Origin of the sequence: Nonomuraea sp. NPDC050153 (assembly GCF_044460125.1) — a bacterium.
Classification (GTDB): domain Bacteria; phylum Actinomycetota; class Actinomycetes; order Streptosporangiales; family Streptosporangiaceae; genus Nonomuraea.
In genome coordinates this window covers 61,541-86,710 of sequence record NZ_JBITJQ010000006.1, presented here as the reverse complement: position 1 = coordinate 86,710, position 25,170 = coordinate 61,541, and the positions used below count along the sequence as shown (strand labels likewise).

21 protein-coding genes are annotated in these 25,170 nt (G+C 70.9%); 11 read left to right on the top strand and 10 right to left on the bottom strand.

What is annotated here, in order from left to right; translation table 11 throughout:
- The first annotated feature begins 87 nt into the window (after positions 1 to 87).
- The 3 genes from ACIBQ1_RS17460 to gvpO all read left to right on the top strand — a co-directional run bounded on the left by ACIBQ1_RS17460 (position 88) and on the right by gvpO (position 4,270).
- A complete protein-coding gene (locus tag ACIBQ1_RS17460) occupies positions 88 to 2,853 on the top strand; it encodes a glycoside hydrolase family 3 C-terminal domain-containing protein (RefSeq protein WP_397279107.1) in 2,766 nt (921 codons plus the stop codon).
- Positions 2,850 to 3,854, top strand: coding sequence for a LacI family DNA-binding transcriptional regulator (locus tag ACIBQ1_RS17455; protein ID WP_397278564.1), 1,005 nt, complete (start codon positions 2,850 to 2,852; stop codon positions 3,852 to 3,854). The genes ACIBQ1_RS17460 and ACIBQ1_RS17455 overlap by 4 nt, the downstream gene beginning before the upstream one ends.
- Before the next feature lie 95 nt (positions 3,855 to 3,949).
- Positions 3,950 to 4,270, top strand: coding sequence for a gas vesicle protein GvpO (gene gvpO / locus ACIBQ1_RS17450; protein WP_397278562.1), 321 nt, complete (start codon positions 3,950 to 3,952; stop codon positions 4,268 to 4,270).
- A 7-nt stretch (positions 4,271 to 4,277) separates the two neighbouring features.
- Here gvpO and ACIBQ1_RS17445 read toward each other — a convergent pair whose 3' ends face one another.
- From ACIBQ1_RS17445 to ACIBQ1_RS17435, 3 genes are all read right to left on the bottom strand, one after another.
- Positions 4,278 to 4,820: a GNAT family N-acetyltransferase gene (locus tag ACIBQ1_RS17445; RefSeq protein ID WP_397278560.1), complete on the bottom strand. Its 543-nt coding sequence runs from the start codon at positions 4,818 to 4,820 to the stop codon at positions 4,278 to 4,280.
- A gap of 106 nt (positions 4,821 to 4,926) precedes the next feature.
- On the bottom strand, positions 4,927 to 5,211 hold the full coding sequence (locus ACIBQ1_RS17440; protein WP_397278558.1) for a histidine phosphatase family protein: 285 nt from the start codon (positions 5,209 to 5,211) through the stop codon (positions 4,927 to 4,929).
- 10 nt (positions 5,212 to 5,221) lie between these two features.
- Complete coding sequence (locus ACIBQ1_RS17435) at positions 5,222 to 5,740, bottom strand: AAA family ATPase (protein WP_397278556.1); 519 nt, start codon at positions 5,738 to 5,740, stop codon at positions 5,222 to 5,224.
- Positions 5,741 to 5,828: 88 nt separating this feature from the next.
- Between ACIBQ1_RS17435 and ACIBQ1_RS17430 the strand changes: the two genes are divergently transcribed.
- The 4 genes from ACIBQ1_RS17430 (at position 5,829) to ACIBQ1_RS17415 (ending at position 9,443) form a co-directional block, all read left to right on the top strand.
- On the top strand, positions 5,829 to 6,386 hold the full coding sequence (locus ACIBQ1_RS17430; RefSeq protein ID WP_397278554.1) for a DUF6939 family protein: 558 nt from the start codon (positions 5,829 to 5,831) through the stop codon (positions 6,384 to 6,386).
- Between the two features lie 628 nt (positions 6,387 to 7,014).
- Positions 7,015 to 8,316 (top strand): ATP-binding protein, encoded by a 1,302-nt coding sequence (locus ACIBQ1_RS17425; protein WP_397278553.1) that lies wholly within the window; start codon positions 7,015 to 7,017, stop codon positions 8,314 to 8,316.
- Positions 8,317 to 8,622: 306 nt separating this feature from the next.
- Positions 8,623 to 8,817 carry a hypothetical protein gene (locus tag ACIBQ1_RS17420; protein WP_397278551.1) on the top strand — a complete coding sequence of 65 codons (195 nt, stop codon included), beginning with the start codon at positions 8,623 to 8,625 and terminating at the stop codon, positions 8,815 to 8,817.
- Positions 8,814 to 9,443 carry a hypothetical protein gene (locus tag ACIBQ1_RS17415; RefSeq protein ID WP_397278550.1) on the top strand — a complete coding sequence of 210 codons (630 nt, stop codon included), beginning with the start codon at positions 8,814 to 8,816 and terminating at the stop codon, positions 9,441 to 9,443. Before ACIBQ1_RS17420 ends, ACIBQ1_RS17415 begins: the two co-directional genes overlap by 4 nt.
- Before the next feature lie 156 nt (positions 9,444 to 9,599).
- Here ACIBQ1_RS17415 and ACIBQ1_RS17410 read toward each other — a convergent pair whose 3' ends face one another.
- The 3 genes from ACIBQ1_RS17410 to ACIBQ1_RS17400 form a co-directional block, all read right to left on the bottom strand.
- Positions 9,600 to 10,976: a hypothetical protein gene (locus ACIBQ1_RS17410; protein ID WP_397278549.1), complete on the bottom strand. Its 1,377-nt coding sequence runs from the start codon at positions 10,974 to 10,976 to the stop codon at positions 9,600 to 9,602.
- Between the two features lie 120 nt (positions 10,977 to 11,096).
- On the bottom strand, positions 11,097 to 12,848 hold the full coding sequence (locus tag ACIBQ1_RS17405) for an acetyl/propionyl/methylcrotonyl-CoA carboxylase subunit alpha (RefSeq protein ID WP_397278547.1): 1,752 nt from the start codon (positions 12,846 to 12,848) through the stop codon (positions 11,097 to 11,099).
- A gap of 24 nt (positions 12,849 to 12,872) precedes the next feature.
- A complete protein-coding gene (locus ACIBQ1_RS17400; RefSeq protein WP_397278546.1) occupies positions 12,873 to 13,592 on the bottom strand; it encodes an SDR family NAD(P)-dependent oxidoreductase in 720 nt (239 codons plus the stop codon).
- A gap of 130 nt (positions 13,593 to 13,722) precedes the next feature.
- Here ACIBQ1_RS17400 and ACIBQ1_RS17395 point away from each other — a divergent pair, with 130 nt between their 5' ends.
- From ACIBQ1_RS17395 to ACIBQ1_RS17385, 3 genes are all read left to right on the top strand, one after another.
- Positions 13,723 to 13,995 (top strand): WXG100 family type VII secretion target, encoded by a 273-nt coding sequence (locus tag ACIBQ1_RS17395; protein WP_397222126.1) that lies wholly within the window; start codon positions 13,723 to 13,725, stop codon positions 13,993 to 13,995.
- A gap of 127 nt (positions 13,996 to 14,122) precedes the next feature.
- On the top strand, positions 14,123 to 15,235 hold the full coding sequence (locus ACIBQ1_RS17390; RefSeq protein ID WP_397278544.1) for a S8 family serine peptidase: 1,113 nt from the start codon (positions 14,123 to 14,125) through the stop codon (positions 15,233 to 15,235).
- Between the two features lie 118 nt (positions 15,236 to 15,353).
- Positions 15,354 to 17,504 (top strand): serine/threonine protein kinase, encoded by a 2,151-nt coding sequence (locus tag ACIBQ1_RS17385; RefSeq protein WP_397278543.1) that lies wholly within the window; start codon positions 15,354 to 15,356, stop codon positions 17,502 to 17,504.
- A 63-nt stretch (positions 17,505 to 17,567) separates the two neighbouring features.
- On the opposite strand, the gene ACIBQ1_RS17380 is transcribed toward ACIBQ1_RS17385, so the two are convergent.
- Genes ACIBQ1_RS17380 through eccCa form a run of 3 tightly spaced genes read right to left on the bottom strand, consistent with a single transcriptional unit; the run spans position 17,568 to position 22,992 of the window.
- Positions 17,568 to 18,677: a transglycosylase SLT domain-containing protein gene (locus ACIBQ1_RS17380; RefSeq protein ID WP_397278542.1), complete on the bottom strand. Its 1,110-nt coding sequence runs from the start codon at positions 18,675 to 18,677 to the stop codon at positions 17,568 to 17,570.
- A complete protein-coding gene (locus ACIBQ1_RS17375; protein ID WP_397278541.1) occupies positions 18,674 to 19,009 on the bottom strand; it encodes a hypothetical protein in 336 nt (111 codons plus the stop codon). Before ACIBQ1_RS17375 ends, ACIBQ1_RS17380 begins: the two co-directional genes overlap by 4 nt.
- Positions 19,006 to 22,992: a type VII secretion protein EccCa gene (eccCa, locus tag ACIBQ1_RS17370; RefSeq protein WP_397278539.1), complete on the bottom strand. Its 3,987-nt coding sequence runs from the start codon at positions 22,990 to 22,992 to the stop codon at positions 19,006 to 19,008. The genes ACIBQ1_RS17375 and eccCa overlap by 4 nt, the downstream gene beginning before the upstream one ends.
- A 101-nt stretch (positions 22,993 to 23,093) precedes the next feature.
- Here eccCa and eccD point away from each other — a divergent pair, with 101 nt between their 5' ends.
- A complete protein-coding gene (eccD, locus tag ACIBQ1_RS17365; protein ID WP_397278537.1) occupies positions 23,094 to 24,575 on the top strand; it encodes a type VII secretion integral membrane protein EccD in 1,482 nt (493 codons plus the stop codon).
- Positions 24,576 to 24,692: 117 nt separating this feature from the next.
- Here the strand turns inward: eccD and ACIBQ1_RS17360 are convergent, their stop codons facing one another.
- Positions 24,693 to 25,127 carry a YbaB/EbfC family nucleoid-associated protein gene (locus tag ACIBQ1_RS17360; protein WP_397278535.1) on the bottom strand — a complete coding sequence of 145 codons (435 nt, stop codon included), beginning with the start codon at positions 25,125 to 25,127 and terminating at the stop codon, positions 24,693 to 24,695.
- Between the last annotated feature and the right edge of the window lie 43 nt (positions 25,128 to 25,170).

The window sequence follows — 25,170 nt, the reverse complement described above, 5'->3', positions numbered from 1 at the left end:
TGCACTCTTCAGTCAACCCACCGAAATGTCCGCGTAACTTCCCCAGGCCGGTCGTCGAAGCGCTTCGACACTCTCAGAGGGATGACCATGCAAGAACCCTTCCGCGACCCAGCGATCCCGATTTCCGACCGGATCGACGACCTGGTGCGCCGGCTCACCCTTGAGGAGAAGGTGGGCCTGCTGCATCAGTACCAGGCGCCGGTGGAGCGGCTGGGCCTCGGCGCGTTCCGCACCGGCACCGAGGCGCTGCACGGGCTGGCCTGGCTGGGACCGGCCACCGTGTTCCCCCAGGCCGTCGGGCTGGCCTCGACGTGGGATCCCGACCTCGTCCGCAGGGTGGGCGAGGCCACCAGTGACGAGGTGCTGGCCTTCCACCACAAGGACCCGGCGGGCGCGGGGCGCAACGTGTGGGCACCCGTGGTGAACCCGCTGCGTGACCCCCGCTGGGGGCGCAACGAGGAGGGGTACTCCGAGGATCCGTGGCTGACCGGCGTGATGGGCGCGGCCTATGCGCGTGGGCTTCGTGGGAGCGCTCCCGAAATTCTCAAGAACGCCCCCACGCTCAAGCACTTCCTCGCCTACAACAACGAGACCGACCGCTGCACGACCTCCAGCAACCTGCCGCCCCGGGTGCTGCGCGAGTACGAGCTGCCTGCCTTCCGGCCCGCCATCGAGGAGGGCGTGGCCGTGGCGGTCATGCCGTCGTACAACCTGGTCAACGGCCGCCCCGCGCACCTCAGCCCGCTGATCGGCGAGGTCCTGCGCGCGTGGGCGCCCGACGACCTGCTGGTGGTCAGCGACGCGTACGCGCCGGGCAACCTCACCGCGCTCCAGGGCTACCACGACACCCTGCCCGAGGCGTACGCGCACGCGATCAAGGCGGGCCTCGACAGCTTCACCCAGGACGATGACCGCTCCGAGGCCACGCTCGGCCACCTGCGCGACGCGCTCTCCCGGGGCCTGCTGGCCGAGGAGGACGTCGACCGGGCCGTGCGGCACGCGCTGTCGATCAGGTTCCGGCTGGGGGAGTTCGACCCGGCGACGCCGTACGACGACATCAGCGACACCGTGGTCAACTGCCCCCAGCATCAGGCGCTGGCCAGGGAGGCGGCGCGGCGCTCGTTCGTGCTGCTGAGGAACGACGGGCTGCTGCCACTCGACGGCGTGACCAAGGTCGCGGTGATCGGGCAGCTCGGCGACGCTCTCCTGGAGGACTGGTACAGCGGCACCCTCCCGTACGCGGTCACCGCCCGCCAGGGGCTTGGCGAGCGGTGCGAGACGGTGTTCTGCGAGGCCGTGGACCGGGTGACGCTGACGGCCGAGGCCGGACCGGTGGCCGCCGATCCCGCAGGGGGGCCGCTGAGCGTGGGGCCGGGCTCCGACTCCGGGGAGTTCGATCTGTTCGACTGGGGCGGCGGGGCCTACGCGCTGCGGGCCGTGGCGACCGGCCGGTTCGTGTCGGTGGACGGCGTCACGCTGGTGAACGACCAGCCGGGGCCCAACGGGTGGGAGGTGCGCCAGACGTTCCGGATGGAGGAGCGGCCGCGCGGCACGCTCGCCCTGCGCCACATCTCGACCGGCTGCTACGTCGGCGCCGGCGACGACGGCGTGCTGCGCCTGGTCGACGACGCCGACCAGGCGCTCTGGCTGGCCATGGACGTGGTCAGGAGCGGCACCGATCAGGCCGCCCGCCTGGCCGCCGCGGCCGACGTGGCGGTCGTGGTGGTCGGCGACCACCCGCTCGTGAACGGCCGCGAGACCGAGGACCGCATGACGCTGGCCCTCGCCCCCGGGCAGGACGCCGTGGTGCGGGCCGTCCGCAAGGCGAACCCCCGCACCGTCATGGTCATCACCAGCGGCTACCCGCTCACGTGGACCGACGACGAGGTGCCCGCCGTGCTGTGGTCGGCCCACGGCGGCCAGGAGTACGGCCACGCCCTGGCCGAGGTGCTCTTCGGCGACGCCGACCCGGAGGGCCGGCTCACCCAGACGTGGTACCGCTCCGAGCAGGAGCTGCCCGACCTGCTCGACTACGACATCATCGCCTCCGACGCCACGTACCTGTACTTCCGCGGCGTCCCGCTCCACCCGTTCGGCCACGGCCTGAGCTACACGACGTTCGAGTACGCCGACCTGCGCGTGCAGCTGGACGGCGACCTGGTGCGGGCTCAGGCCACCGTGACGAACACCGGCCCGCGGCCGGGCGTGGAGGTCGTCCAGTTCTACACCCACCAGCAGCGCTCCCGCGTCAAGCAGCCGCTGCGCCGCCTGCGGGGCTTCGAGAAGGTCCGCCTGGCGCCCGGCGAGAGCCGTACCGTCACCCTGAGCCTGCCGGTGCCGGAGCTGGCGTTCTGGGACGTGACCAGGAGCCGGTTCGTCGTGGAGAGCGCGCCGCACCAGCTCATGGTCGGCCGCAGCGCCACCGACCTGCGCCTGAGCGCCCGCTTCGAGGTGGACGGCGAGACCGTGCCACCCCAGTCGGGGCTGCTGCGCGCGGCGGCGCACGACGAGTACGACGCGATCACGTTCGTGGACGAGACCAAGGTGGACGGCGACGCCGTCAGGTCCGACGCGGAAGGCGCCTGGATCCTGTTCCGGCGGGTCGACCTCAGCGGGGCCACCACGTGCGTGGCGACGGCCGGCAGCACGGAAGGCGGCATGATCACCATCCGCCGCGGCGACCCCCTCTACGGGCCGGCGCTCGCCACCTTCCCCGTGCCCAGGAGCGACCGCTACGCCTACCACGCCATCACGGCCGCGCTTGCGGACGCGGACGGCGTGCACGATCTTTATGCCGTGTTCGAGAACGACGGTGTGACGCTGGCCCGGCTCGACTTCGGAGCCGGGGCTTGAGCGGGCGCACGGTCACGATCGCCCAGGTCGCCAAGCACGCGGGCGTGGCCGTCAGCACGGTCTCCTACGTGCTCAGCGGCAAGCGGACGATCTCCGCCGACACCAGGCGCCGGGTGCTCGACAGCATCAGCACGCTCGGCTACCACCCCAACGCCGGCGCCCGCGCCCTGGCCAGCAAGCGCTCCAACGTGATCGCGCTGGTGCTGCCGCTGCGCGCGGGCATGCACGTGCCCGTCCTGATGCGCTTCGCCAGCGCCGTGGTGACGGCCGCGCGCCGGTTCGACCACGACGTGCTGCTGCTGACCGCCGACGAGGGCACCGAGGGCATCCGGCGGGTGGCCGCGAGCGCGCTGGTGGACGCGCTGGTGCTCATGGACGTCGAACTGGACGACCGCAGGGTGCCGCTGCTGCGCGAACTGCCCGAGCCGAGCGTCCTCATCGGCTTCCCCGCCGAACCGGCCGGGCTGACCTGCGTCGACCTCGACTTCGCCGCCGCGGGCGCGCGGTGCGTGGACCATCTGGCCGAACGCGGCCACGAGGAGATCGCGCTTCTCGGGGCGCCCTCGGTGGTGTACGAGCGGGGGACGGGGTTCGCCCGCCGGACGCGCGAGGGGTTCGTGGAGGCGGTGGCCGCCCACGGCCTGCAGGGCGTCGCGCTGCCGTGCGAGGAGACGTTCGACGAGGTGTACGAGACCGTCCGCGACCTGCTCCTCGACCGTCCCGCCCTGTCCGGGCTGGTCGTGCACAACGAGGCGGCGGTCGGCCACGTCCTGGCGGCGCTGCGGCAGCTCGACCGGCGGGTGCCGCACGACGTGGCGGTGGTGGCGATCTGTCCCGACGACGTGGCCGAGCGCGCCAGCCCGCCGCTCTCCTCCGTGCTGATCCCGGCGGAAGAGGTGGGCAGGGAGGCGGTCCGCCTGGTCATGGACAAGCTCGAAGGCCGCGCGGTCCCCGACTCCACCCTTCTCACCCCGCTCCTGGCCGTCCGCGCCAGCACCTGACCCAAAGCGGCGTCAAGGCTGTCCGCTTTTTCGCCTCGCGGAGTTCCGCGTCCCCGTCTCGGGGCAGGCTGGCCGCGTGCGAGGGGAGAGACGCCATGACCGAGCCGCGCGTGCCCCCGGGGCGCCCAGCCGCAGACTCGGGCCCGAAGGGATTGACGGCCGTGACGGCCGGCGGGGTAGGGCTCCGCCACATCACCGACCTGACCGCCAAGGAGGCCGAGGGGGTTACAGCGGTCGAACCGGTCGAGGGCGGCTGGAAGATCGGCGTGGAGGTCGTCGAAGACCGTCGCATCCCCTCCTCGGACGACATCCTCGCCCTCTACGAGGCCGAGATCGACGCGGAGGGCGGCCTGCTGTCGTACCGGAGGCTGCGGCGCTACCGGCGCTGCGACGCCGACTCCACGTCGGCGGGGTGATCATGGGCTATGCGCCATCCAGGCCCGTACCGGCCGTGACGGCCCATCGCTCGTGGTCCCTCCATGCCCCGTCGATGAGCTGGAAGTCCGGCGAATATCCCTCTCTCCGGAAGCCGACCCGCTTGATCAGGCTGAGGGAGGGGGTGTTCGACGGCTGGATGTTGGCTTCGACGCGGTGCAGCCCCAGCTCGCCGAACGCGTACCGGACGAGCAGCCGCAGCCCCTCGGTCATGTAGCCCCGGCCGGTCGTGGAGGAGTAGGCGCAGTATCCCAGGGTGCCGTCCTGGCGGGTGCCCCGGATGATGTTGTTCAGGTTGGCCCGGCCGACGATCGCGCCGGTGTCGAGCCGGCAGATGACGAAGCCCTCGTTCGCCGGGTCGTCGAAGCGCGCCAGGTACGCCTCGAAGGCCTCGTCGGTGACGATGGGGGCGCCGGGCATCCAGCGGGCGAGGAGGGCGGCGCTCTCCCTGTTCAAGGTCAGGAATTCCGTACGGTCGTCGAGGCCGATGCGGCGGAGGCCGACGCGGGTGCCCTGGGCGAGGTAGGTCACCTATCGATCTTGTCCCAAAGCCGGCCATGACGCGCACCGCCAGGACCGGCCGTCCCACTCGACCGGGAACGGCACGGCGTGCGGGAGAGGCGCCCCCCACACCCGCTCACCCAGTCCGCAGAGCACGCTGAGCCCGGCGGTGAGACTGCCGACATGCCCGACCAGCGCGACCGTCCCACCCGGACGGGCGACCGTCTCGTCGGCGGGGGCGGGCGCGGACCGCCGTGCTGGCGTAGATCCGGGTGACCCCCTCGCCGAGCAGGCGCTCGGCCGCCTCCGCCGCCTGGGCCCGCCCCTTGGGGGTCAGCTCCGCCAGTGGCAGCGCCCCGGCCACCTGGGCGACGACGTTCTCCGACTCGGCATGGCGCAGGCACAACACGCGGACACCCATGAGCCCGACCCTACGAGCCGGAGCCCTCAACGCGCTCAAGCCCCCGGAGGAGAGCGTCGAGCGATTCCTCAGGGCCCTGTCCGGCGGTGTCGACGAGGACGCGCCCGCGCTCCCACGGCTCGTATTCGCGCTCGACGACCTCCCGCCAGTCAGGCAGTCGCAGGCCGGGGATGTCGACCGAGCGCGAGGCGACGCGGTGCCGGTGCTCGGCGGGATCGGAGCAGACCACCTCCACCTCGGCCACCGGAACGCCCGCCTCGACCCCGACCTCCCGCCAGGCGTCGCGGGTGACGGCCAGCGGATTCACCGACTCCGCGATCACCGTCAGCCCCTGCCGCAGGTGCTCGCCGGCCAGGGCGTAACCGACGACGTATCCGGCGGGGCCGAGGGGCTGACGGGCGAGGCCGGAGCGGACGATCGCCTGCTCGATGGTGTCGATCCGTACGTGCACCGCGCCGAGGCGGGCGGCGAGGAGCCGGGCGAGCGTCGTCTTGCCTGTCGCGGGGAGGCCGCCGATCACGATGAGCACGCACCCCATGCTAGGAAGGTCCACCCGGGAAAATGTCACTCCCGTCGGCCAAGCTGAACCCATCCGTTCTCGCGAAGGGTTGTCGTTCGTGCCGATCCAGGTTGCCGGCCGCCGCCGTTCTGCCGCCTCACTCGCCAAGGCTTTCCCCGGGGCCGAGGTCATCGACGTGACCTCCAAAGCGGACGAGCCATGGGTGCGGCTGAGCCCGTTCTACCCGCACGGCGGCATCCCCGTCCCGCAGACCCCGGGCGTCACCAGCCAGACCGTCGAGGGGATCTGGCAGGCGCTCAAGGTCTTCGAGACCGCCGACGTCGACCCGGCCAAGCTCGCGATCACCACCATGACCGGCCTCAAACGCACCGTGCGCAAACACGGACCGGTGCGCGGCCACCGGGACGGCCTCCACGGGGACCGGCTGCTGCCCTACCGGACCGCCCGCCGCCGCATCTACCTGCCCGCCTACCGCTGGGTCCTGGAGCACAGGACCGGCGACCTCGTGGAGCGCCTGCGCCTGCTCGCCGCCGACCGCGACGTCGTCCTCCTCGACTACACCACCAACGGCGACGTCGACGACCCCACCACCCCGCTCTCCCACGCGGCGCTGATCCGCCTGCACCTCCAGGGGGAGTGGCCAGAGGAAGCATGATGACCCGCGTCCCAGGCACCATCGTCCGCCGTTGATCCGCGACAGGAGCTCGTAGCGCAGGTGGCAGTGCCGCGCCGTCGCCCTGGCAGCTCGCCCATACCCGAGCACCGCCGCCGTTCTCGCGCCTCATCCGGCACCCGATCGCCGGGGGCGGAACATCTCGTCAAGCTGGCCAGAGCCGCCTCGCCGGTGCGTTGTGTCCCGAGCACGCTTGAGACGAGCCCGTTGGTCATGGTCAGCAGCCCGGCGGCTTTCACCTCGGGGTCCACTGCGGGCGATCCGCTGGACCGCTGTTCGGCAGAGCGTATGCAGGCAAGATCCCCCGCGGTCGACGACCCTCAAAATCCGTTCGGTCCAGACAGTGATGTAAATTGATTTACACTTATTCTCGTAATCCGATTTACACGATATCCCGTAGATCGGGTGGGGCTGCTGGAGGGGGCGTATGGACAAGCCATCCCACATCATCGGAAGGGACCGGCAGTGGCGGGCTTTGGAGCAGTTCCTGCGCGCTGGAGGACCTGACGGCCCCCTGCGGCTCGGCCTTGTCTCAGGACGTCGCCGTACCGGGAAGACACAGCTCCTGACCGCCGCGTGCGACGCTCTCGGCGGCCTCTACATCGCCTGCGTGCAGGACGAGGGCGATCTCGCGGCCAGGCGCCGGTTCGCCTCCGCGTTGTCCCGCCACGCCGGTCTGGGGGAGACCGTGCGCGGAGAGCCGGAATCCTGGGAACGCCTGCTACGCGCGGCGCTGGACACGGCGGCCCGCGTGGCCCCGCCAGGTTCCCCAGGTCTCGTCGTCATCGACGAGTTCCCGTACGTGATGAAGGATGCGCCTCAGTTGCCGTCACTCATCCAGCACCTGTACGACGACTCGCAACGAGGCCAGGCCTCAGGAGGCCGACTGATCCTTTGCGGCTCCGCCTTGAGCGTCATGCAAGAGCTGCTGTCGGGCACGAAGCCGCTCAGGGGCCGCGCCATGATGGACATGCGCCTCAATGCGCTCGACTACCGGGAGGCGGCCAGGCTGTGGGGTGCTGACGATCCCGAGACCGCGCTGCGCCTGCACGCCTGTGTCGGCGGCATCCCCGGCTACCGCCCGCTGATGACCAGCGCCCCCACGTCCACCTACGACTTCGACGACTGGATCGTCGACAACCTTCTGGCCGTCGACGTCAGCGTCTTTACTCGTACGGAAGTCGACTATCTCCTTCGTGAGGACCCGAGGATCACTGTCCGTTCCCTCTACTACGACATCCTGAGCGCGGTCGCGCAGGGCGCGCACACCCCTGCCAAGATCGGGGCGGCGATCGGCCGTGACAGCAATGCCGTCCGCTACCCCATCGGAGTCCTGGAGTCTGCGGGCTATCTCACCAGAGCCCATGATCTCCTACGGGACGGGAAGCCGACGCTCTCGGTCTGTGACCCCATCATCCGTTTCGACCGGCTCATCACCGCCCCGCACCTCGGCCAGCTCGAACTCGGCCGCGCCGAGCAGGTATGGCGTGCCGCCGCTCCGACGTTCCGCTCCAACATCCTCGGGCCGCACTTCGAGGAACTCGCCCGAGACTGGGTTCACCGTTTCGCGCCGGACGAGCTGGGCCGGCCGATCGGCTTCGGCACGGTGGGCTTCGGCAGCGTTCAGGACAATGCGGGCCGCGCAAAACATGACATCGACGTCATCGCCACCGAGAACAACCGGGTTCATCTGATAGGCGAAGCCAAGGCCACCCTGTCCCGAAGGGGACTTCCTGACCTCGAACGCCTTGACGCCATCCGCGACGTACTCACCCGAACGGGCCACGACACCACGGGTGCGATCACGGCACTCTTCTCGACCACGGGCTTCACCCAGGATCTCTCCGGGGCGGCTGCCTCGCGTGCCGATGTGGTTCTTGTCGACCTGCCACGCCTGTACGGCCTGACCTGAGGGACTCCGTGGCACTGGGCGCCCTCAATGAGATTAGGGCGCTTCCGGGGTGGTTGAGCCTGACTGCCAAGTGCCAGTCAAGGAACTTGATCCCGCTGGACGCACTGAGACGCAGGCGACCATTCAACGCCGGGGGTCTGGGGGTCGGGAGACCCACAGATCGGCCTGAGGCTCAGCGAGGGGCGCTCAGATGGGTTCCTGGGCTGGGTGGACAGTCCCCGCACAACTCTGCAACCTAAGTTGCCTTAACCTATGCAACCTCGGTAGCCGACACTGATGATGAGGAAGCGGGATCTGGAGCGACGGATGCGCAAGCTCACCAAGGAGTACGGCGTGCCTGTTCACTCCACCGAAGGCGGCAGCCACACCAAGTGGCATGCCGGTTCGGAGGCGATGCCTGTGCCTCGCCACTCGGAGGTCAACGAGCGCACGGCGAAAGGAATCTTGGAGAACTGGGAGAGCATCCTCGCTGATGTCGCGAAGGAGCAGGAGGACCAGTGAGCAAGCGCGACACCTACGCCATCACCGCTAGCAGGAGCGACGACTGGTGGGCTTTGACCATCTCCGGGCCGGGCCTCAAGCGCAGCTACCACACACAGGTGAAGCGCTTGGAACAAGCTGAGGAGATGGCGCGTGACCTGGTGGCGACCATGCTTGATGTGGATGTCTCCGAGATTGACGCCGGCTTCGACCTGACCGTGGCCGACGATGAAGTGGCCACAGAATTGGTGGCCACGCTGGTGACGCGCCTCGCGGCGACTCTCGTCAAACAAAAGGCTGCAGAAGCGACGCAAGCCACGGCCGCTGATCTGGCTCGAAGAGGTTACGTCCACCGTGACATCGGTTACCTGCTGGGCATGTCACATCAGGCCGTCGGAAAGCTGCTGAACGAGGCGGAGAGGGGGACGGCCGCTTCTGCGGACGATGCCGCTACACGTTCCCAGGCGGTTTCCTCCCTTAAGGACATGTTCGGTCGGCTCGCCATGACGCATGACGCGGAAGCGCTGTTGAAGTCTTATCTACTCGATGCGGCCGAAGGTGATCCGATGGATCTGAAGCTGGACAGGCTCAGGGCGCTGGGAGAGCAGCTGAGCCGTCGCGGACGGCCGAAGCTGACAGGCGCCTGATCGTTTGAAGCCTCGGAAATTCCTCACCCGCAGTCCGAGCTCCATCGCGCGTCTTCGGGCGATGACCTCGCCTTTGGGGGGTACGAAAGGGGGGCGCCGCGCGGAGTTGGTCCGCGTAGCGCCCCCCGTGAAGGCCCGTGGTTTGGGGCTTCGGGATTACCAGTCGCCGCCACCGAAGTCGCCGCCGCCGAAGTCGCCTCCGCCACCGAAGTCGCCCCAGCCGCCGCCGTCGCCTCCGCCGCCGAAGTCACCGCCGCCGCCGTCGGAGTAGCCCTCGGCGTAGCCGGCGCCGTAGCCGCCGTAGCCGAAGCCGCCGCTGAGCATGCTGCCCATCATGGTGCCGATGAACATGCCGGTCATGATGTCGCCGAACCCGCCGTAGTAGCCGTACGCGTACGGCTGGTACGCGGGACCGGCGTCGTAGTAGGGGCGGCGCTGGCCGTCGACCATGACCTCGCGCATCTGCGGGTCGAAGCCGCGCTCCACGGCCTCGGCGTCCATCTTGCAGGCGGGGACGTCGCGGACCGCGCCACCGGCCGGCGCCCAGCGGACGTCGCGGACGGACGGGCCGTGCTGCGGGTTGAAGAAGCAGGGGGCGCGCCGCTCGGGGACCGGCTCGTTGTGGACCTTGGCCTTCACCACGGCCAGCGCGTAGCGGCCGTCCTCAAGGGTCTGGGTGACCTCGCGGACCTGCTCGGCACGCTGGACGTTGGCCAGCTGGGTCTTGGCCTTCTCGTAGGAGTCGAGCGCCTGCTGCCACTCCTCGATGTGGCTGCCGCCCTGGCCGGCGAGGGTCACGTCGGTGTCGAGGTTGGTGATCTCCTCGCCCAGCTTGGTGACGTCCTCGTCCACGGTCTGCTTGACGGCCGCCAGGTCCTTGGCGTCCTGGATGGCCTTCTTCTTCCTGCGGTTGCTGGAGTAGAGGAAGTAGCCGCCACCGCCGACCACGACCAGCGTGCCCAGCGCGATCAGCGCTGCGGTGCCGCCGGCGCCGGGGTTGGCCTGGCTGCCGCTGTCGAGCGCGGAGCGCTTGCCGTCGACAGCGAGGTCGACGCGGTTGACGAAGTCCTTCATGCCGTCCACGATGTTGCCGGAGTTGGCGGACACCGCGAGGTCGGCCAGCCTGCCCGCGACACCCTGCTGGCGGATGGCGCTCGAAGCCGCGAACAGCGTCTGGCCGTCGAGCACGGCGAACGTGGCGCGGTTGCGGCCGGCCTTCGTGAGCTCGGTGTTGAGCGAGGTCATGTAGGCCGCGATCGTGGAGTCGGTCAACGTGCCGTCGGGGAGCGCCACGGCGTAGATCTTGCTGTCGGCCCCCTTCAGCGCGTCACGGATCTCATTCTGCTGGTCCGATGAGAGCGGTGATCCGGACTCCACGAAAAGGGGGTCCTTCTTGTCCTTCCAGTAGGACACCACCGACGGAGCATCAGGGGGTGCCGCCGCGTTGGCGGCAGGGGACAGCGCAAGCACGACGATGAGACCGGCGATCAGAGCCGCTAGCGCGGCCCCTGCTCGGCGCAGCGAGTGGGTCATTGGCAGCAAGCCTCCTTCGCCCATGAGGACGAACGGGCGGTCGGCAAAGTTCCTCACTGCGCACGTTACCTGTCCGCGAGCGCGCGGGCGCACACCGTGGCCAAGATGCCGGGATCCCCGTCAGGTGTCCTTGATCTCACAGATCGTGGCACCCGACGTGACCGTCTGCCCGACCGTGGCCGTGAGCCCGGTGATCGTGCCGGATTTGTGCGCGGCCAGCGGCTGCTCCATCTTCATGGCCTCCAGCACCACGACCGTGTCGCCCTCGTTCACCACGTCCCCGTCCGTGGCCACGATCTTGACGATCGTCCCCTGCATCGGGCTGACCAGCGCGTCGCCGCCCGCCGCCGACGCCTTCCCGGCGCCGCCGCCGCGCCTCGGTGCCCTGCCGGAAGCGGGGGCGGGGGCGGACGTGCCGAGCCCGGCGGGCAGCACCACTTCGAGGCGCTTGCCTCCGACCTCGACGGTCACCGTCTCGCGAGCGGGGGCGGCGTCCGGTCCCGAGGCGACCTCCTCCTCGTACGGCGCGACCGTGTTCTCCCATTCCGTCTCGATCCACCGCGTGTGCACCGAGAACGGCGAGGAGATGAACGCCGGATCGGACACGATGGCCCGGTGGAAGGGGAGCACGGTCGGCATCCCGGAGATCTCGAACTCGGTCAGCGCCCGCCGCGCCCGCTCCAGCGCCTCCTGCCGCGTCCGGCCCGTGACGATCAGCTTCGCCACCAGCGAGTCGAACGTCTGCGGCACCGTCATCCCCGCCTCGTAGCCGGCGTCGAGGCGCACCCCGGGTCCGGCGGGCGGGCGCATGACGGTCAGCGTCCCGGGGGCGGGCAGGAAGTTGCGCCCGGCGTCCTCCGCGTTGATCCGGAACTCGATCGAGTGCCCGCGCAGCGCGGGGTCGCCGTACTCCAGCGCTTCACCGTCGGCGATCCTGAACATCTCCCGCACCAGGTCGATCCCCGACACCTCCTCGGTGACCGGGTGCTCGACCTGCAGCCGGGTGTTCACCTCGAGGAACGAGATCGTCCCGTCCTGCCCCACGAGGAACTCGCACGTGCCGGCACCGACGTACCCCGCCTCCTTCAGGATGGCCTTGGAGCTGGAGTAGAGGAGCTCGACCTGCTCCCGCGACAGGAACGGCGCGGGCGCCTCCTCCACCAGCTTCTGGTGGCGGCGCTGGAGGGAGCAGTCGCGCGTGCTGACCACGACCACGTTGCCGTGCGTGTCGGCCAGGCACTGCGTCTCGACGTGGCGCGGCCGGTCGAGATAGCGCTCCACGAAGCACTCGCCCCGCCCGAACGCCGCGACGGCCTCGCGCACGGCCGACTCGTACAGCTCGGCGACCTCCTCCAGGTCGCGCGCCACCTTGATGCCGCGCCCGCCGCCCCCGTACGCCGCCTTGATCGCGATCGGCAGCCCGTGCTCCTCCGCGAACGCCACGACCTCGGCCACCCCGGAGACGGGATCCTTGGTGCCCGCGACCAGCGGCGCGCCGACCTTCTGCGCGATGTGCCTGGCCCGCACCTTGTCGCCGAGCGCGGCGATGGCCGCCGGCGGCGGGCCGATCCAGATCAGGCCCGCGTCGATGACCGCCTGCGCGAAGGCGGCGTTCTCGGCCAGGAAGCCGTATCCGGGGTGCACGGCGTCGGCGCCGGAGCGCCGCGCGACGTCGAGCAGCTTGGCGAGGTCGAGGTACGTCTCCGCGGGGGACTGTCCGCCCAGCGCGTACGCCTCGTCGGCGACCTTGGCGTGCAGGGCGTCGAGGTCCTGGTCGGCGTAGACGGCGACGCTGCCGATCCCGGCGTCCTGGCACGCGCGGGCCACTCGTACGGCGATCTCGCCGCGATTGGCGATCAGAACCTTCCGCACCGACCTAAGTCCTTCCTGAGAGGTTCAGCGGCCCAGGTACGCGCCGCCGTTCACGTGGAGCACCTGCCCGGTCACGTGCCTGGCTCCCGCGGAGGCCAGGAAGAGAACGGTATCGGCCACGTCGGAGGGAGTCCCGGGGCGCCCGTTGCGCGTGTTCTCCACCCGTGCCCTGATGCCGTCCTCGGTCAGCCGGCCGCGGAAGAACTCGGTGTCCAGGACGAGGCCGGGGGCGACCACGTTCGCGGTGACGCGCCGGGGGCCGAGCTCGGCGGCCAGGTCGGCCGTCCAGGACTCCAGCGCGGCCTTGGCGGCGCCGTACGAGCCGGAGCCCGTGCCACGCGCCGCGATGGAGCCGATCGAGACGATCCGGCCGCCCTCCCTGAGCCGCGGCATCAGCGCGGTCGTGACGAGGACGGCGGACATGAGGTTGGCGTTGAGGTTGGCCCACCAGGCCTCGGCCACGTCCAGCAGCTCGCCGGGCTGCCTGCGGTCGAGGTTGGTGTTGCCGCCGGCGTTGTTGACCAGCACGTCCACCTGCGGCGGCAGGCTGTCGAGCGCCTCTTTCACGGCCGCGGGGCGGGAGGCGTCGAACGCTACGTGCGCGGCGCCGAGCCGCGCCGCGGCCTCTTCCAGGACGTGTTCGCGCCGGCCGGTGATGGTGACGCGGTCACCGAGCGAGACGAACGCGGCCGCGACCGCGTAGCCGATGCCGGTGCCTCCGCCGGTCACCACAACCTCACGCATGACTCGAGTGCTCCCCGAGACGAATCCGAACAATCCTCGGCTAGACCATAGCCGCTCGGTATATCTCAGGCGACGGTAGGTGGCCGCCCCTTAAGTTGAGGGCGCTTTCCCCATGTTCCAGGAGGTATGCATGAGCCAGAGCATGTTCGGCGGCGACCTCGCCGAAATGCAGCAGATGGCCAGCCAGTTCACGCAGCAGGCGGAGGCGGTCCGCACCACGATGACCGCCCTCGACCGCGAAGCCGCCAAGGTCGGCACGGCGTGGACGGGGCCGGGCGCCCAGCGTTTCCAGCAGTCATGGCAGAACTACCGGACGGCCTTCCAGCGGATGGCCGAGGAACTCCAGGAGGCCTCGCGGGTCATCGGCACCTACCGTCAGAACATCGAGTCCGCGACGAACTGAGCGACGGATCGGGGCCCTGGCAAGGGAGCCGGGGCTTCCTTCCTGTGAATCAGGGCAGCCCACCCCGCTGCCCGATTCCGGCAAGCTACGCTTTTCCCCCATGATTGGTCGCGCCTTGGTGGCGAGCTTGCTCGCCTTGCAGGTCCCGCTGGCGCCCGCGGCCGCGAGGGACCAGTGCCAGCCGCCCCGGGGCACCATGCAGGTGGGCGAGTCCTGGGCGCAGAAACGGCTCGACCCCAGACGCGTCTGGTCGCTGTCCACCGGCGCGGGCGTGAAAGTGGCCATCGTCGACAGCGGCGTCGACCTGCAACATCCGCAGATCCGCCTGGCGGGCCGGGCCGACCTCACCGGCAAGGGCTACCGCGACTGCGTGGGCCACGGGACCGCGGTGGCGGGCATCATCGGCGCCCAGTACATGCAGGGCGTGCTCTTCTACGGCATGGCGCCGGGCGCGCGGCTGCTGTCGTACAAGCAGACCGACTCCGAACGGGACGGCGACCCCGACCTGCTGGTCAAGGCCATCAAGGCGGCCGCCGACGAGGGCGCCAAGGTCATCAACGTGTCGGTGTCGACGAGCGATCTGCCCTCGCTGCGCCAGGTGGTGCAGTACGCGCTCGCCAAGGACGCGTTGATCGTGGCCGCCGCCGGCAACGTCAAGAAGGAGGACGGCACCCCCGTACCCGCCTATCCGGCCGCCTACGACGGGGTGCTCGCGGTGGGCGCGGCGGGGCCGAACGGCATCCTGTCCGACTTCTCCAACGTCAAGACCCCCGTCGCCGTGCTCGGCCCCGGCCAGGGCGTCACGTCCACCTGGCCCGGCCGCTCCTATTACAAGGACCTCAACGGCACCAGCTACGCCGCCCCCTACGTCGCCGGCGTGGCCGCGCTCGTCCGCGCCCGCTTCCCGAACCTCGACGAGGCCCAGGTGCGCCAGCGCATCATCGCCACCGCCGACGGCGCCACGGGCGGCGGCAAGGGCGCGGGCATGGTCAACCCCATGCTCGCCCTCAGCGCGATCCTCCCGTACGAGCCCGCCGACGCCCCCGTGGTCGCGCCCCCTCCGCCCAGCCCGCTCTCCGCGGACGCCGTGACCAAGGTCCCGCCCGTGGACCACGACGCGATCGATCTGGCCCTGATCGTGGCCGGGTCCGCGCTCGGGCTGGCGCTGCTGGTGACGGTCGCCCGCGTCATGATCCCGATGGGCCGCCGCAGGGGCTGGCGTCCAGGCCGCTCCGAGTAACTGGGGCTGCAAGGAAACAAAACGGTGAATTGTCGGGTACGGCCCGAATCTCCTGATGCTGAAGTGAAAGATCTGGTTCAATGTGACTAGATCATGCTTTGCCGTGAAAGGTTTAGTCATGCACGATTTGCGCCCTGGTGATCCAGAGCGGATCGGCGATCTCAGCATCATCGGCTTGCTGGGTGAGGGGCCGCGGGGCGAGGTGTTCCTTGGCCGCGAGTCCGAGGACGCGCCCATCGTCGCGGTGAAGTTGCTCCCCGCCGATCCTGACGCCGGTCCCGACGAGCCGGCCAAGCACCTGGGGGCCAAACAGGTCTCCAGCTCGTACGTGGCCAGGGTGCTCGACGCCGGTATCCACGAGGACCGCCCGTACGTCGTCAGAGAGCACGTCGAAGGCAAGAGCCTGGCCCAGACGGTGGCCGACGACGGGCCGCTGACCGGGGACGCGCTCGAACGGGTCGCGGTCGGGGTGCTGACCGCGCTGTCGGCCATCCACCTCGCCGGCCGTTCGCACAAGTCGCTCACACCCCACAACGTGATCCTCGGCCCCGAGGGCCCGCGCGTCACCGACGCCGGGATCGGCGAGCCGGTGGGCGAGATCGCCTACCAGGCCCCCGAGCAGCTTCTCGGCCTGCAGTACGGCCCCTACGCCGACGTGTTCGGCTGGGCGGCGACCATCGCGTTCGCGGCCACGGGCAAGGCGCCGTTCGCCGACCGCGACGCGGTGCTGACCGGCGAGCCCGAGGTCGACATCGAGGCCGAGCCGGTGAGCCGGGTGGTGCTGGCGGCGCTGTCCAAGGAGGTCGGCAAGCGGCCGACCACCTACAGCGCGCTCATGCAGCTGCTCGGCGGCAACGCCAAGCCGCCCGAGGCCTCGCAGACCGCGATCGAGGGCGTGCCCATCCAGGGTGTCCCGATCCCCGGCGTGCCCGGCCAGGGCGGCCCGGGATCGCAGGACACGCTGGTCGCGGGCCCGCCGTCGCTGCAGGGTCCGCCGCCCGTCCAGGGTCCGCCGTTCGTGACGGGCCCGCCCATGCAGGGGCCCCCGATGCAGGGCTCGCCCATGCACGGCGTGCCGGTGCCGTATCAGCAGCAGCCGGAGCCGCCGATGTGGGGCCCGCCGGAGCCGGACCAGCAGCCGCAGCACATCAGGCTGGAGGCCGTGCCCTCCGGGGCCGCCGCCCGGCCGCGCCGCGGCTTCCCGCTGGGGCTGGTCGCCGGTGTCGCCGTGGTCGCGCTCATCTCGGCCCTGGGCCTGTGGGGCGCGAACAGGTACGTGAAGCTGCAGCAGGTCAACCCGGCGTCCATGGCGCAGGCCAACGCGGACGAGATCCCGGTGCCCGCCAGCGCCCCGGTGACCCCCGGCACGCAGGGCTCGGAGCCCCTCGGCGGCGGCGCCGACCCGCAGCAGACGCAGCCCGAGGCCACGGTGCCCTGGGGCGCCACGGCCGCCCCGGACGACTCGGGCATCGGGCCGCTGACGCTGCCCACCGAGTGGTCCTCGAGCGCGCCCACGGTGCCCGAGCTGACCACCGTGCCCACGACCCCGGCCGCGATCCCGACGCAGCCGGTGCCGACACAGCCCGTTCCGGTCCCGACGCAGCCGGTCGCGACCAACACGGCCCAGCCGACGCCCACCACCGGCAAGACGCGGCAGGCGAAGCCGACGGCGACCGTCACGAAGACGGTGGACCGGACGCCCACTCCGACGCCCACGCCGAGCCAGGAGCCCACGCCGAGCCAGGAGCCGACGCCGACCCGGGAGCCCACGCGGGAGCCGGAGCCGACGCCTACTCCGACGAAGACCACGGCGAAGCCGACCCCGACGACGGCCAAGCCCACGCCGACCAAGACCACGGCGAAGCCGACGCCGACCAAGACGACGGCCAAGCCCACGCCCACGAAGCCCACGGCCAAGCCGACGCCGACCCCGACGAAGACCACGAATCCGTACTCGCCCACCCAGGTGTGCGGCGCGGGCTTCTCGGTCCAGCGGTCCAGCCCGTTCGGCGGCGGAGTGACGTACCAGCTCTGGAACAACAGCAGCGGCCAGAACTGCGTGGTCACCATCAAGACCACTGAGATCGGCAAGAAGACGCCGGTCAGCGCCACGCTGGAGGTTCAGGGCGGCGGCAGCCAGACGGACTCCGGCAGCTACGAGTACTACGCCGGCCCGGTCAAGCTGTCCGCCAGGAACAAGTGCGTGCGTTTCTCCGGCAGCGCCGGTGGCACGAGCACCAGCGCCGGCTGGAGCAGTTGCGGAGGCTGAACCCGGTACGACGAAAACGCCTGTGGGCCCGGATCGCAAGATGATCCGGGCCCACAGGCGTTTTCAGTAGCCGACGTAGCCCACGCCGTTCTTGGTGTTGACGACGCCCGGCACGTTCGACACCGAGCCGTAGCGCGAGATCGCGTACCGCACGCCCGCGATGATGTTGTCCACCGGGTTGTAGATGTTCTTGTGCCCGGCCAGCGCGTACGAGTTGAACGTCGGGTCGATCGTCTGCATGAGGCCCTTGGACGGGGTGCCCTTGGCCGCGTTGGAGTCCCAGTTGTTGATCGCGTTGGGATTCCCGCCGGACTCGTGCTGGATGATCATCCAGATGTCGCTGGCGTTCATCTTCGAGGCCGGGACGCCGTTCTTCTCCAGGATCTTGATGGCCTGCTCGATCCACTCCTTGACCTGGCCCGTCGGCGCGGGACCGCCGCCGGCGGGCGGAGGGCCGCTGGGGCCGTAGCCCCCGAAGCCGGAGGTGCCGCCGCCGGGCCCCTGCCCGCCGCCGGGCCCTTGCCCGCCGGCCCCTTGCAGGGTGGTACGCGGCTGGTACTCGGGGTCCGGCACCCAGTCGATCTTCCGCCCGGGATCCGGCGTGAACTCCTGGGTGGTCACGTCCGGAATCGCGTGGAAGGTGAGCGTGCGATCACCCAGGAACCCGTTGATGTCCTTCTCGGCCTTGGCGACCGCCTTGTTCGCCGAGTCCACCCACGGCTGGGCCTCGGTCTTCGCCTGGTTGACCAGTTTCGTCAGCCCCGGCTTCACGTCCGCCTCCGTGGCGTCGGGATGCTCGCTGTAGTACTTGGTCTTGTAGTCGGCGGCGCTGGTGTTCAGGTCCCGGCAGATGGAGCTGATCTCGGTGTGGGCGGTGCGCAGCGCGGAGGCGGCGGCGTCGAGCGAGGAGGCGGAGTTGGACAGCGCCAGCTTCAGATCCTCGGCCGCGGTGCCGTACTTGGCCATGTAGGTGGCGAACTGATTGGAGGAGTGGCCCTTCCAGGCGTCGTCCACCGTCTGGACCGCTGCCCCCAGCGCGCCGTCGAACTCGTTGACGTCGCCCGACACGGACCGCCAGGCGGCGGAGATCTTGTCGATGGCGCCGGGATCGCCGGTGACCTTGTTCAGCATCGTGTCGAGGGCGTCGCCTCCGGGCAGGTGCGCGACGCTCATGAGGTCGCTCTGTGCGTCTTGCGGATGTTCTCCTCCACGTTGCTCAGCCCTCGCTCGACCCCGCCGAGCTTCCTGCGGGCCTGGTCCATCTCGCCGATCAGGGCGGTCCAGACGTTGTTCGCGGCCGCCGCCAGCGTGCCGGAGTCCTCCAGGTGGCCGAAGGTGGCCGCGGCGACGGGGGTGCGGTTGTTGCGCGGCTCATCGTGGTCGTCGTAGGTGAGCTTCCCGGGGTTGCGGTCGTGCAGCGTGCCCTCGTACTGGCCGGCGGCCGTGTGGATGGCTGTGCGGCACCTGTCCAGCGCCGAGAGATGAATCTCCAGATCCGCCATCATTCTCCCCGTGTCTTGTCCGCGTCCAGGTATGCCGTCTGTATCAGGCGCGCGCCGTAGCGCCGGTCGACCAGGTGGCCGCGGCCCGCGGGCAGCGTCTGGGGCCGTACGTTGCCGAACAGGTAGCCCTCGTCCTTGTTGCCGGACATGAGCAGCGCCGGCGTGGCCATGTCCTTCATGCGCTGGATGACCGGGTCGAACATGGCGCGGCCGGCGCCGCCCATCTGGCGGGCCAGCACGACGTGCAGCCCGATGTCGCGGGCCTGCGGCAGCAGGTCCACCAGCGGCAGCAGCGGGTTGGACGAGGTCGCGACCAGGTCGTAGTCGTCGACGACGATGTACAGGTCGGAGCCCTGCCACCAGCTGCGGTCGCGCAGCTGCTCGGGCGTCAGGTTGGCCGGGGGCAGGCGGCTCAGCAGGGCGCCCCTGGCGTCGTTGATCAGGTCGGCGGCTGCGGCGCTGGAAGCGGCGTAGCCGATGCGGTGCGGGGTCGCCGCGGAGTCGAGCAGCGCCCGGCGGTAGTCGATCACGATCATCATGGCTTCGCTCGGCTGCTTGCGCTGCACCAGCCCCTCGGAGATGAGCCGCAGCAGGTTCGACTTGCCGCTCTCGTTCTCGCCGAAGATCACGAAGTGCGGGTCGGAGTCGAAGTCGAGGGCCACGGGCGCCAGCGCCGCCTCGTCGATGCCGATCGGGATCCGCTCCCGGTCGTCCGGCAGCGCGGACATGGGCAGGACGGCGGGCAGCAGCCTGACCCGCGGCGCGGGCGTGCCCTGCCAGGAATCCCGTACGGCCTGCACCAGCGAGCGCGCCCCGGCCGCCAGGTCCGCCGAGTTCTGCACCCCGTCGATCCTGGGCAGCGCGGTCAGGAAGTGGAACCCGTCCTTCGTCAGCCCCCTGCCCGGCGCCCCCTCCGGCACGGCCAGCGCCTTCTTCCTGCTGACCTCCGACTCGTAGGCGTCGCCGAGCTTCAGCTCGATCTTGGTGCCGAGCAGGTCGCGGATGCTCGGCCGGAACTCCGACCACTTGTTGGTCGCGGCGACGAGGTGGATGCCGTAGCCGAGCCCGCGCGCCGCGAGGTCGGTGATGATCGGCTCCAGCGAGTCGAACTCCTGCCGGAGCGTCAGCCAGCCGTCCACGACCAGGAACACGTCGCCCCAGCCGTCGCCCTCGATCGCGCCTTCCTCGCACAGCTGCCGGTAGGAGGCCATCGACTCGATGCCGTGCTCGCCGAAGTCCCGCTCGCGCTGCTCCAGGATGGTGCCGATCTCGGCCACCGTACGGCGTACCCGGTCGGCGTCGAGGCGGGTGGCCACGCCGCCGACGTGCGGGAGCCCTTCGAGCGAGGCGAGCGCGCCACCGCCGAAGTCGAGGCAGTAGAACTGGACCTCGCGCGGCGTGTGCATGAGCGCCATGCTGGCCACGAGCGTGCGCACGGTGGTGCTCTTGCCGCTCTGGGTGCCGCCCGCCACGCCGACGTGCCCGGCGGCGCCGGAGACGTCCAGCCAGAACGGGTCGCGGCGCTGCTCGAACGGCTTGTCGATGATGCCGACGACGGCGTGCAGCTTGCCCCGGCCCTGCCAGCCCGCGGTCGTCAGGCCGTACTCGGGCGTGACGGAGAGCGGGGGCAGCAGATGCGCCAGGGTAGGCGGCTCGCCCAGCGGCGGCAGCCAGATGCGGTGCGCCCCGGGGCCGTGCCCGGCCAGCCGGCCGACGACGACGTCGAGCAGGCTGCGCTGGTTGCCGCCCGCGGGCTCCTCCTCCTGCTGCTGCGCCACCTTGACGGGCCTGGTGATCTCGGGCAGCGGCATGAAGGCGGGGCCGTACTCGACGACCTCGCGGATCGGCGCCGTGCCGTCGACGGCGACTGTCTGCGCCGGGTCGTCGTGGTGGGCGCCGGAGACGTAGGCGGCCTTGAACCTGGTCATACCGGTCGTGTCGAACTTCAGGTAGCCGTTGCCCGGCGCCGACGGCAGCTCGTACGCGTCCGCCACGCCCAGCACGACCCGGCTCTCCATGGCGGAGAACGTCCGCAGGCCGATCCGGTAGGACAGGTGGGTGTCCAGGCCGCGCAGCCGCCCCTCCTCCAGCCGCTGGGAGGCCAGCAGCAGGTGCACGCCGAGCGAGCGGCCCAGCCGGCCGATCATCACGAACAGGTCGATGAACTCGGGCTTGGCCGACAGCAGCTCGCTGAACTCGTCCAGCACGATGAACAGCGTCGGCATCGGCCGCAGGTCGGCGCCCTGCTCGCGGGCCCGCTCGTAGTCGCGCAGCGAGGCGTAGTTGCCCGCCGCGCGCAGCAGCTCCTGCCGGCGCACCATCTCGCCGTGCAGCGCGTCGTGCATGCGGTCGACCAGGGGGAGCTCGTCCTCCAGGTTCGTGATGACGGCCGAGACGTGCGCGAGCCCCTCCAGGCCGAGGAACGTCGCGCCACCCTTGAAGTCGACCAGCACGAAGTTGAGGATCTCGGAGGAGTGGGTGATCGCCAGGCCCAGCACGAGCGTGCGCAGCAGCTCCGACTTGCCCGAACCGGTCGCGCCGATGACCAGGCCGTGCGGGCCCATACCGCCCTGCGCGGACTCCTTGATGTCCAGCTCGACCACCCGGCCGTCGGCGCCCAGGCCGATGGGCACGCGCAGCCGGTTGCGGCCCGCCCTGGGCTGCCAGGTGACCGTGGGGGAGAGCCGGCCGGGGTCGCCCACACCGAGCAGGTCGGTCAGCGTGGTGTTGGTGCCGAGCAAGTCCTCCGACTCGCCGCCGGAGCCCGCCGAGGCCCGCAGCGGCGCGAGCTGCCTGGCCAGGCCCTCGGCGCGCGCGTAGTCCAGCTTGTCGGGGTCGCCCAGCCGGGTCGTCGACCGCTTGCCGGCGTGGTCGATCTTCACCATGTGGAAGCCGTCGGGCTGGATGTCCAGCCGCAGCGTGCTGGCCTCCTCGACCGGCCCCGCCGCCTCCGACAGGTCGATCACCGTGACGCCCTGGATGGCGTCGGTGCCGAGCTGGGAGTCGTGCGGCACGTGCCCGCCGTCCAGGATCACCACGTGGTACGGCAGCGCGTCCGACGCCGTGCCCGGACGGAACCTGGCCCGCTCCTTCAGCTCGTCGCCCACGAGCTGGTCGAGCTGGGACAGGTTCTCCCCCATCAGCCGCACGTGACCGGCCGCGTCCATCTCGTCGGGGTGCAGCGCGTGCGGCAGCCACTTGACCCAGTCCCAGTGGGGCATCCACTCCTTGCTCGCGCACACCAGCACCCGCATGTCGTCAGGGGAGTGGAAGGTGACGAGCTGCGCGATGATCGCGCGTACCAGGCCGCGTACGGCCCGCTGGTCCCCGGTGAGGTGGATCCGCGCGAAGGAGTTGAGCGCGACCGCCACGGGCAGCCCCGACACCGTGGCATGCGCCCGCACGAACCTGCGCAGCGCGCCGGCCGTCAGCGCGTCGAGGTCCTCGACCGGCTTGGAGTCGGGCGGGATGAGCTGCACGGCCAGCTTCTGCACGCCCGTGCCCAGCCGTACCGTGCCGAAGTCGTCGTCGCGGGGCCTGCGCTCCCACAGGCGCGGCCCCATGGCCACCCACCAGAGGGACTCGGGGGAGGGGCCGCTCCACTCCAGGGCCTCGCGCTGCTGGACGGCGGCCTTGCGGACCCTCTTGCGGATCTGGGAGAGGTAGCGGAAGTAGTCGCGGCGCAGGCCGTTGAGCCGGTTCTTGCGCTCGCCCGCGTTGCGGCCGAACTGGCCGACCGTCATGCCCAGCATCGAGACCGCGAACAGGCCGCTGGCCACGTACATGATGGGGTTGGAGTTGCCGCCCGCGGTGAACATCAGCCCCATGGCCGCCGCGCCCGCCAGCATGGGGACGTACATGAGGACGCCGGTCATCCCGGCGGGCTGGACCTCCGGGATCTCCGGCGGGGACTCCAGCAGGATCTCCCCGCGCGGTGGCTGGGGGCTGGGACGGCGTTCGGGGCGCCGAACAACAACAATGCTCACTGGCGGGACAACCCTCCTGTCACCTGGAACACTTTCTTACCAGACGTGCCATCCCTATATGTTCGGCATGTCGGATTTAGTCAGCCAGACCTGGAGTGGCCGTGACCTCCCTCGCCCACCAGCCGATGCAGCCCATGCGGCCGATGCCGCCCGGGCCGCCTGGGCTGCCGCCGACACATCCAGGCGCTCAGCCGCAGATGCGCGCGCCGGTGGCCCCGTTGTGCCACGTCACGATCGTCGCCCCGCGCCGCCGGGTCGATCTGGCGCTGCCTGCCGACATCCCGCTCCCGCACGTGCTGCCCGGGCTGCTGCGCGCCGTCGGCGAGGCCGGCGGCGACGCGGCCGGGCCGCCCGGCTGGGTGCTCCAGCGCCTCGGAGGCGCGCCATTCGACCTCGGGCAGACGCTCGCGGCCCTGGGCGTGCTGGACGGCGAGCTGCTCTACCTGCGGCCGCGCGAGCTCACGCTGCCGCCCGCGCTCTTCGACGACGTGGCCGACGTGGTCGCCACCGGCGTCAAGGACAGCTCGGGCAAATGGGAGGCCCGTCACACCCGGGCCATGGGCGCGGGCGCCGCCGCCATCATGCTCGCGCTCGGCGCTCCCGCGCTGGTGCTGTCCGGGAGCGCGCCGCTGGGCGTGACCGTGGTCGCGGGCATGCTCGCGCTGCTGCTGATCGGCGTCAGCGCGGCCCTGTCCAGGGCCGTCGGCGACTCCTCCGCGGGCGCGCTGATCGGCTACGCGGCGCTGCCGTACGCGTTCCTGGCCGGTCTGTACGGCCTGGTCAGCGGCTCCTCCCTGGGCGGGCTCGGAGCCCCGCACCTGCTGGCCGCGCTCACCTGTACCGCGCTGGTGGCCACCGTCGGCGGCACGGTGGTGGCCGACGGGGTGGCGGGCTTCCTCGGGACGGCCATCGCGACCGTGGCGGGGGCGCTCGCGTCCGCCGTGGTCATGGTGTTCGGCCTGCCCCCGGCGGGCGTGGCGTCGATGACGGTCACGATCCTGATCGCGTTCAGCCCGCTGATCCCCACGCTGTCGTTCCGGATCGCCAGGGTGCCGCTGCCGGCCCTGCCCACCAACGCCGAGGAGTTGCGGGCCGACAACCAGCGGCTGGACAGCGAGGGCGTCCTGGCCCGCACCGCGCAGGCCCGCCGGTACGCCACCGGGATGATCGTCGGCATCGTGCTCACCGCCATCGGCGCGATGATCTTCCTGATCGCCACGCCGACCTGGATGGCGGTCTCGATGACCGTCGTGCTCGCGCTGGTGCTGCTGCTGCGCGCCCGCGTCTTCCACGGCCTCGGCCAGCGGCTCTGGCTGCTGGGCACCGGGCTGGCCGGGCTGATCGCGGTGGGGGTCGAGCTGAGCGCGGGCGCGGGCACGGTGGCCGCCGCGGCCGTCGTGATGGGCGTGCTCTGGCTGGCGATGCTGGTCGTCGGGCTCGGCCTGTGGCTGCCGTCGGGGCGGCTGTCGCCGTTCTGGGGGCGCGCGGGTGAAGTGGTGGACGTCATCATGCTGATCGCGCTCTTCCCGCTGGCGCTCGGCGTCCTCGACGTCTACACCTGGATCCGCGGCCTTTCGGGCTGAGCGCCGCACCCCGGACCTCCGGCGAAGCGGCCGGCTCGGCGGGCCGCTTCACCGGGCCGGTCGTCGCGGGCTGTCCGTCTGGTCGGTCGGTCGTCGCGGGGCCGGTCGTCTGGTCGGTCAGTCGTCGCGCGGGTCCCGCTCGCGGAGCCGCCGGAGCCGGTCGTTCCGCTCGGCCGTCTCCGCGCCGAACACGTCCTGGAACTCGGCGAACTGCCGCTGGATCTCGTCCAGCCCGAGGACCTGCGACGGCGGCACGGCCAGCAGCTCCTGGGCCTGGCGCCCCTGGTCCTCCTGCGCCTGGCGCACCGCCTGGACGACCTCCTCGGCCAGGGCCCTGATGTCCAGGCGCAGGACGCGAGGCGAGAAGTCCACGCTCTGGAGCATGCCGTCCGCGTTCACGACCGCGGTGGTCAGGCCGCTGCGGCTCTCCCCCTTGCCGGTGATCAGCTGCAGTTCGGCGGCGGCCGCGGCCAGGCGGTTGAGCTCGCGCTCGTTGTCCCGGAGGAGCTTGTCCACATCGTCCTCGGTGTAGTCCATGACACGCCACGCCATCGCCGGCCGGTTAACCGAAGGCGATCTGAATCTGGCGCGTTGT

Bases quoted from the DNA above. Each gene is read 5' to 3' on its own strand.
- ACIBQ1_RS17420 (WP_397278551.1), top strand. From the start codon at position 8,623: ATGCGCAAGCTCACCAAGGAGTACGGCGTGCCTGTTCACTCCACCGAA.
- ACIBQ1_RS17440 (WP_397278558.1), bottom strand. From the start codon at position 5,211: ATGGGTGTCCGCGTGTTGTGCCTGCGCCATGCCGAGTCGGAGAACGTC.
- ACIBQ1_RS17400 (WP_397278546.1), bottom strand. From the start codon at position 13,592: ATGCGTGAGGTTGTGGTGACCGGCGGAGGCACCGGCATCGGCTACGCG.
- ACIBQ1_RS17395 (WP_397222126.1), top strand. From the start codon at position 13,723: ATGAGCCAGAGCATGTTCGGCGGCGACCTCGCCGAAATGCAGCAGATG.
- ACIBQ1_RS17385 (WP_397278543.1), top strand. From the start codon at position 15,354: ATGCACGATTTGCGCCCTGGTGATCCAGAGCGGATCGGCGATCTCAGC.
- ACIBQ1_RS17375 (WP_397278541.1), bottom strand. From the start codon at position 19,009: ATGATGGCGGATCTGGAGATTCATCTCTCGGCGCTGGACAGGTGCCGC.
- ACIBQ1_RS17380 (WP_397278542.1), bottom strand. From the start codon at position 18,677: ATGAGCGTCGCGCACCTGCCCGGAGGCGACGCCCTCGACACGATGCTG.
- ACIBQ1_RS17360 (WP_397278535.1), bottom strand. From the start codon at position 25,127: ATGGCGTGGCGTGTCATGGACTACACCGAGGACGATGTGGACAAGCTC.
- gvpO (WP_397278562.1), top strand. From the start codon at position 3,950: ATGACCGAGCCGCGCGTGCCCCCGGGGCGCCCAGCCGCAGACTCGGGC.
- ACIBQ1_RS17410 (WP_397278549.1), bottom strand. From the start codon at position 10,976: ATGACCCACTCGCTGCGCCGAGCAGGGGCCGCGCTAGCGGCTCTGATC.
- ACIBQ1_RS17460 (WP_397279107.1), top strand. From the start codon at position 88: ATGCAAGAACCCTTCCGCGACCCAGCGATCCCGATTTCCGACCGGATC.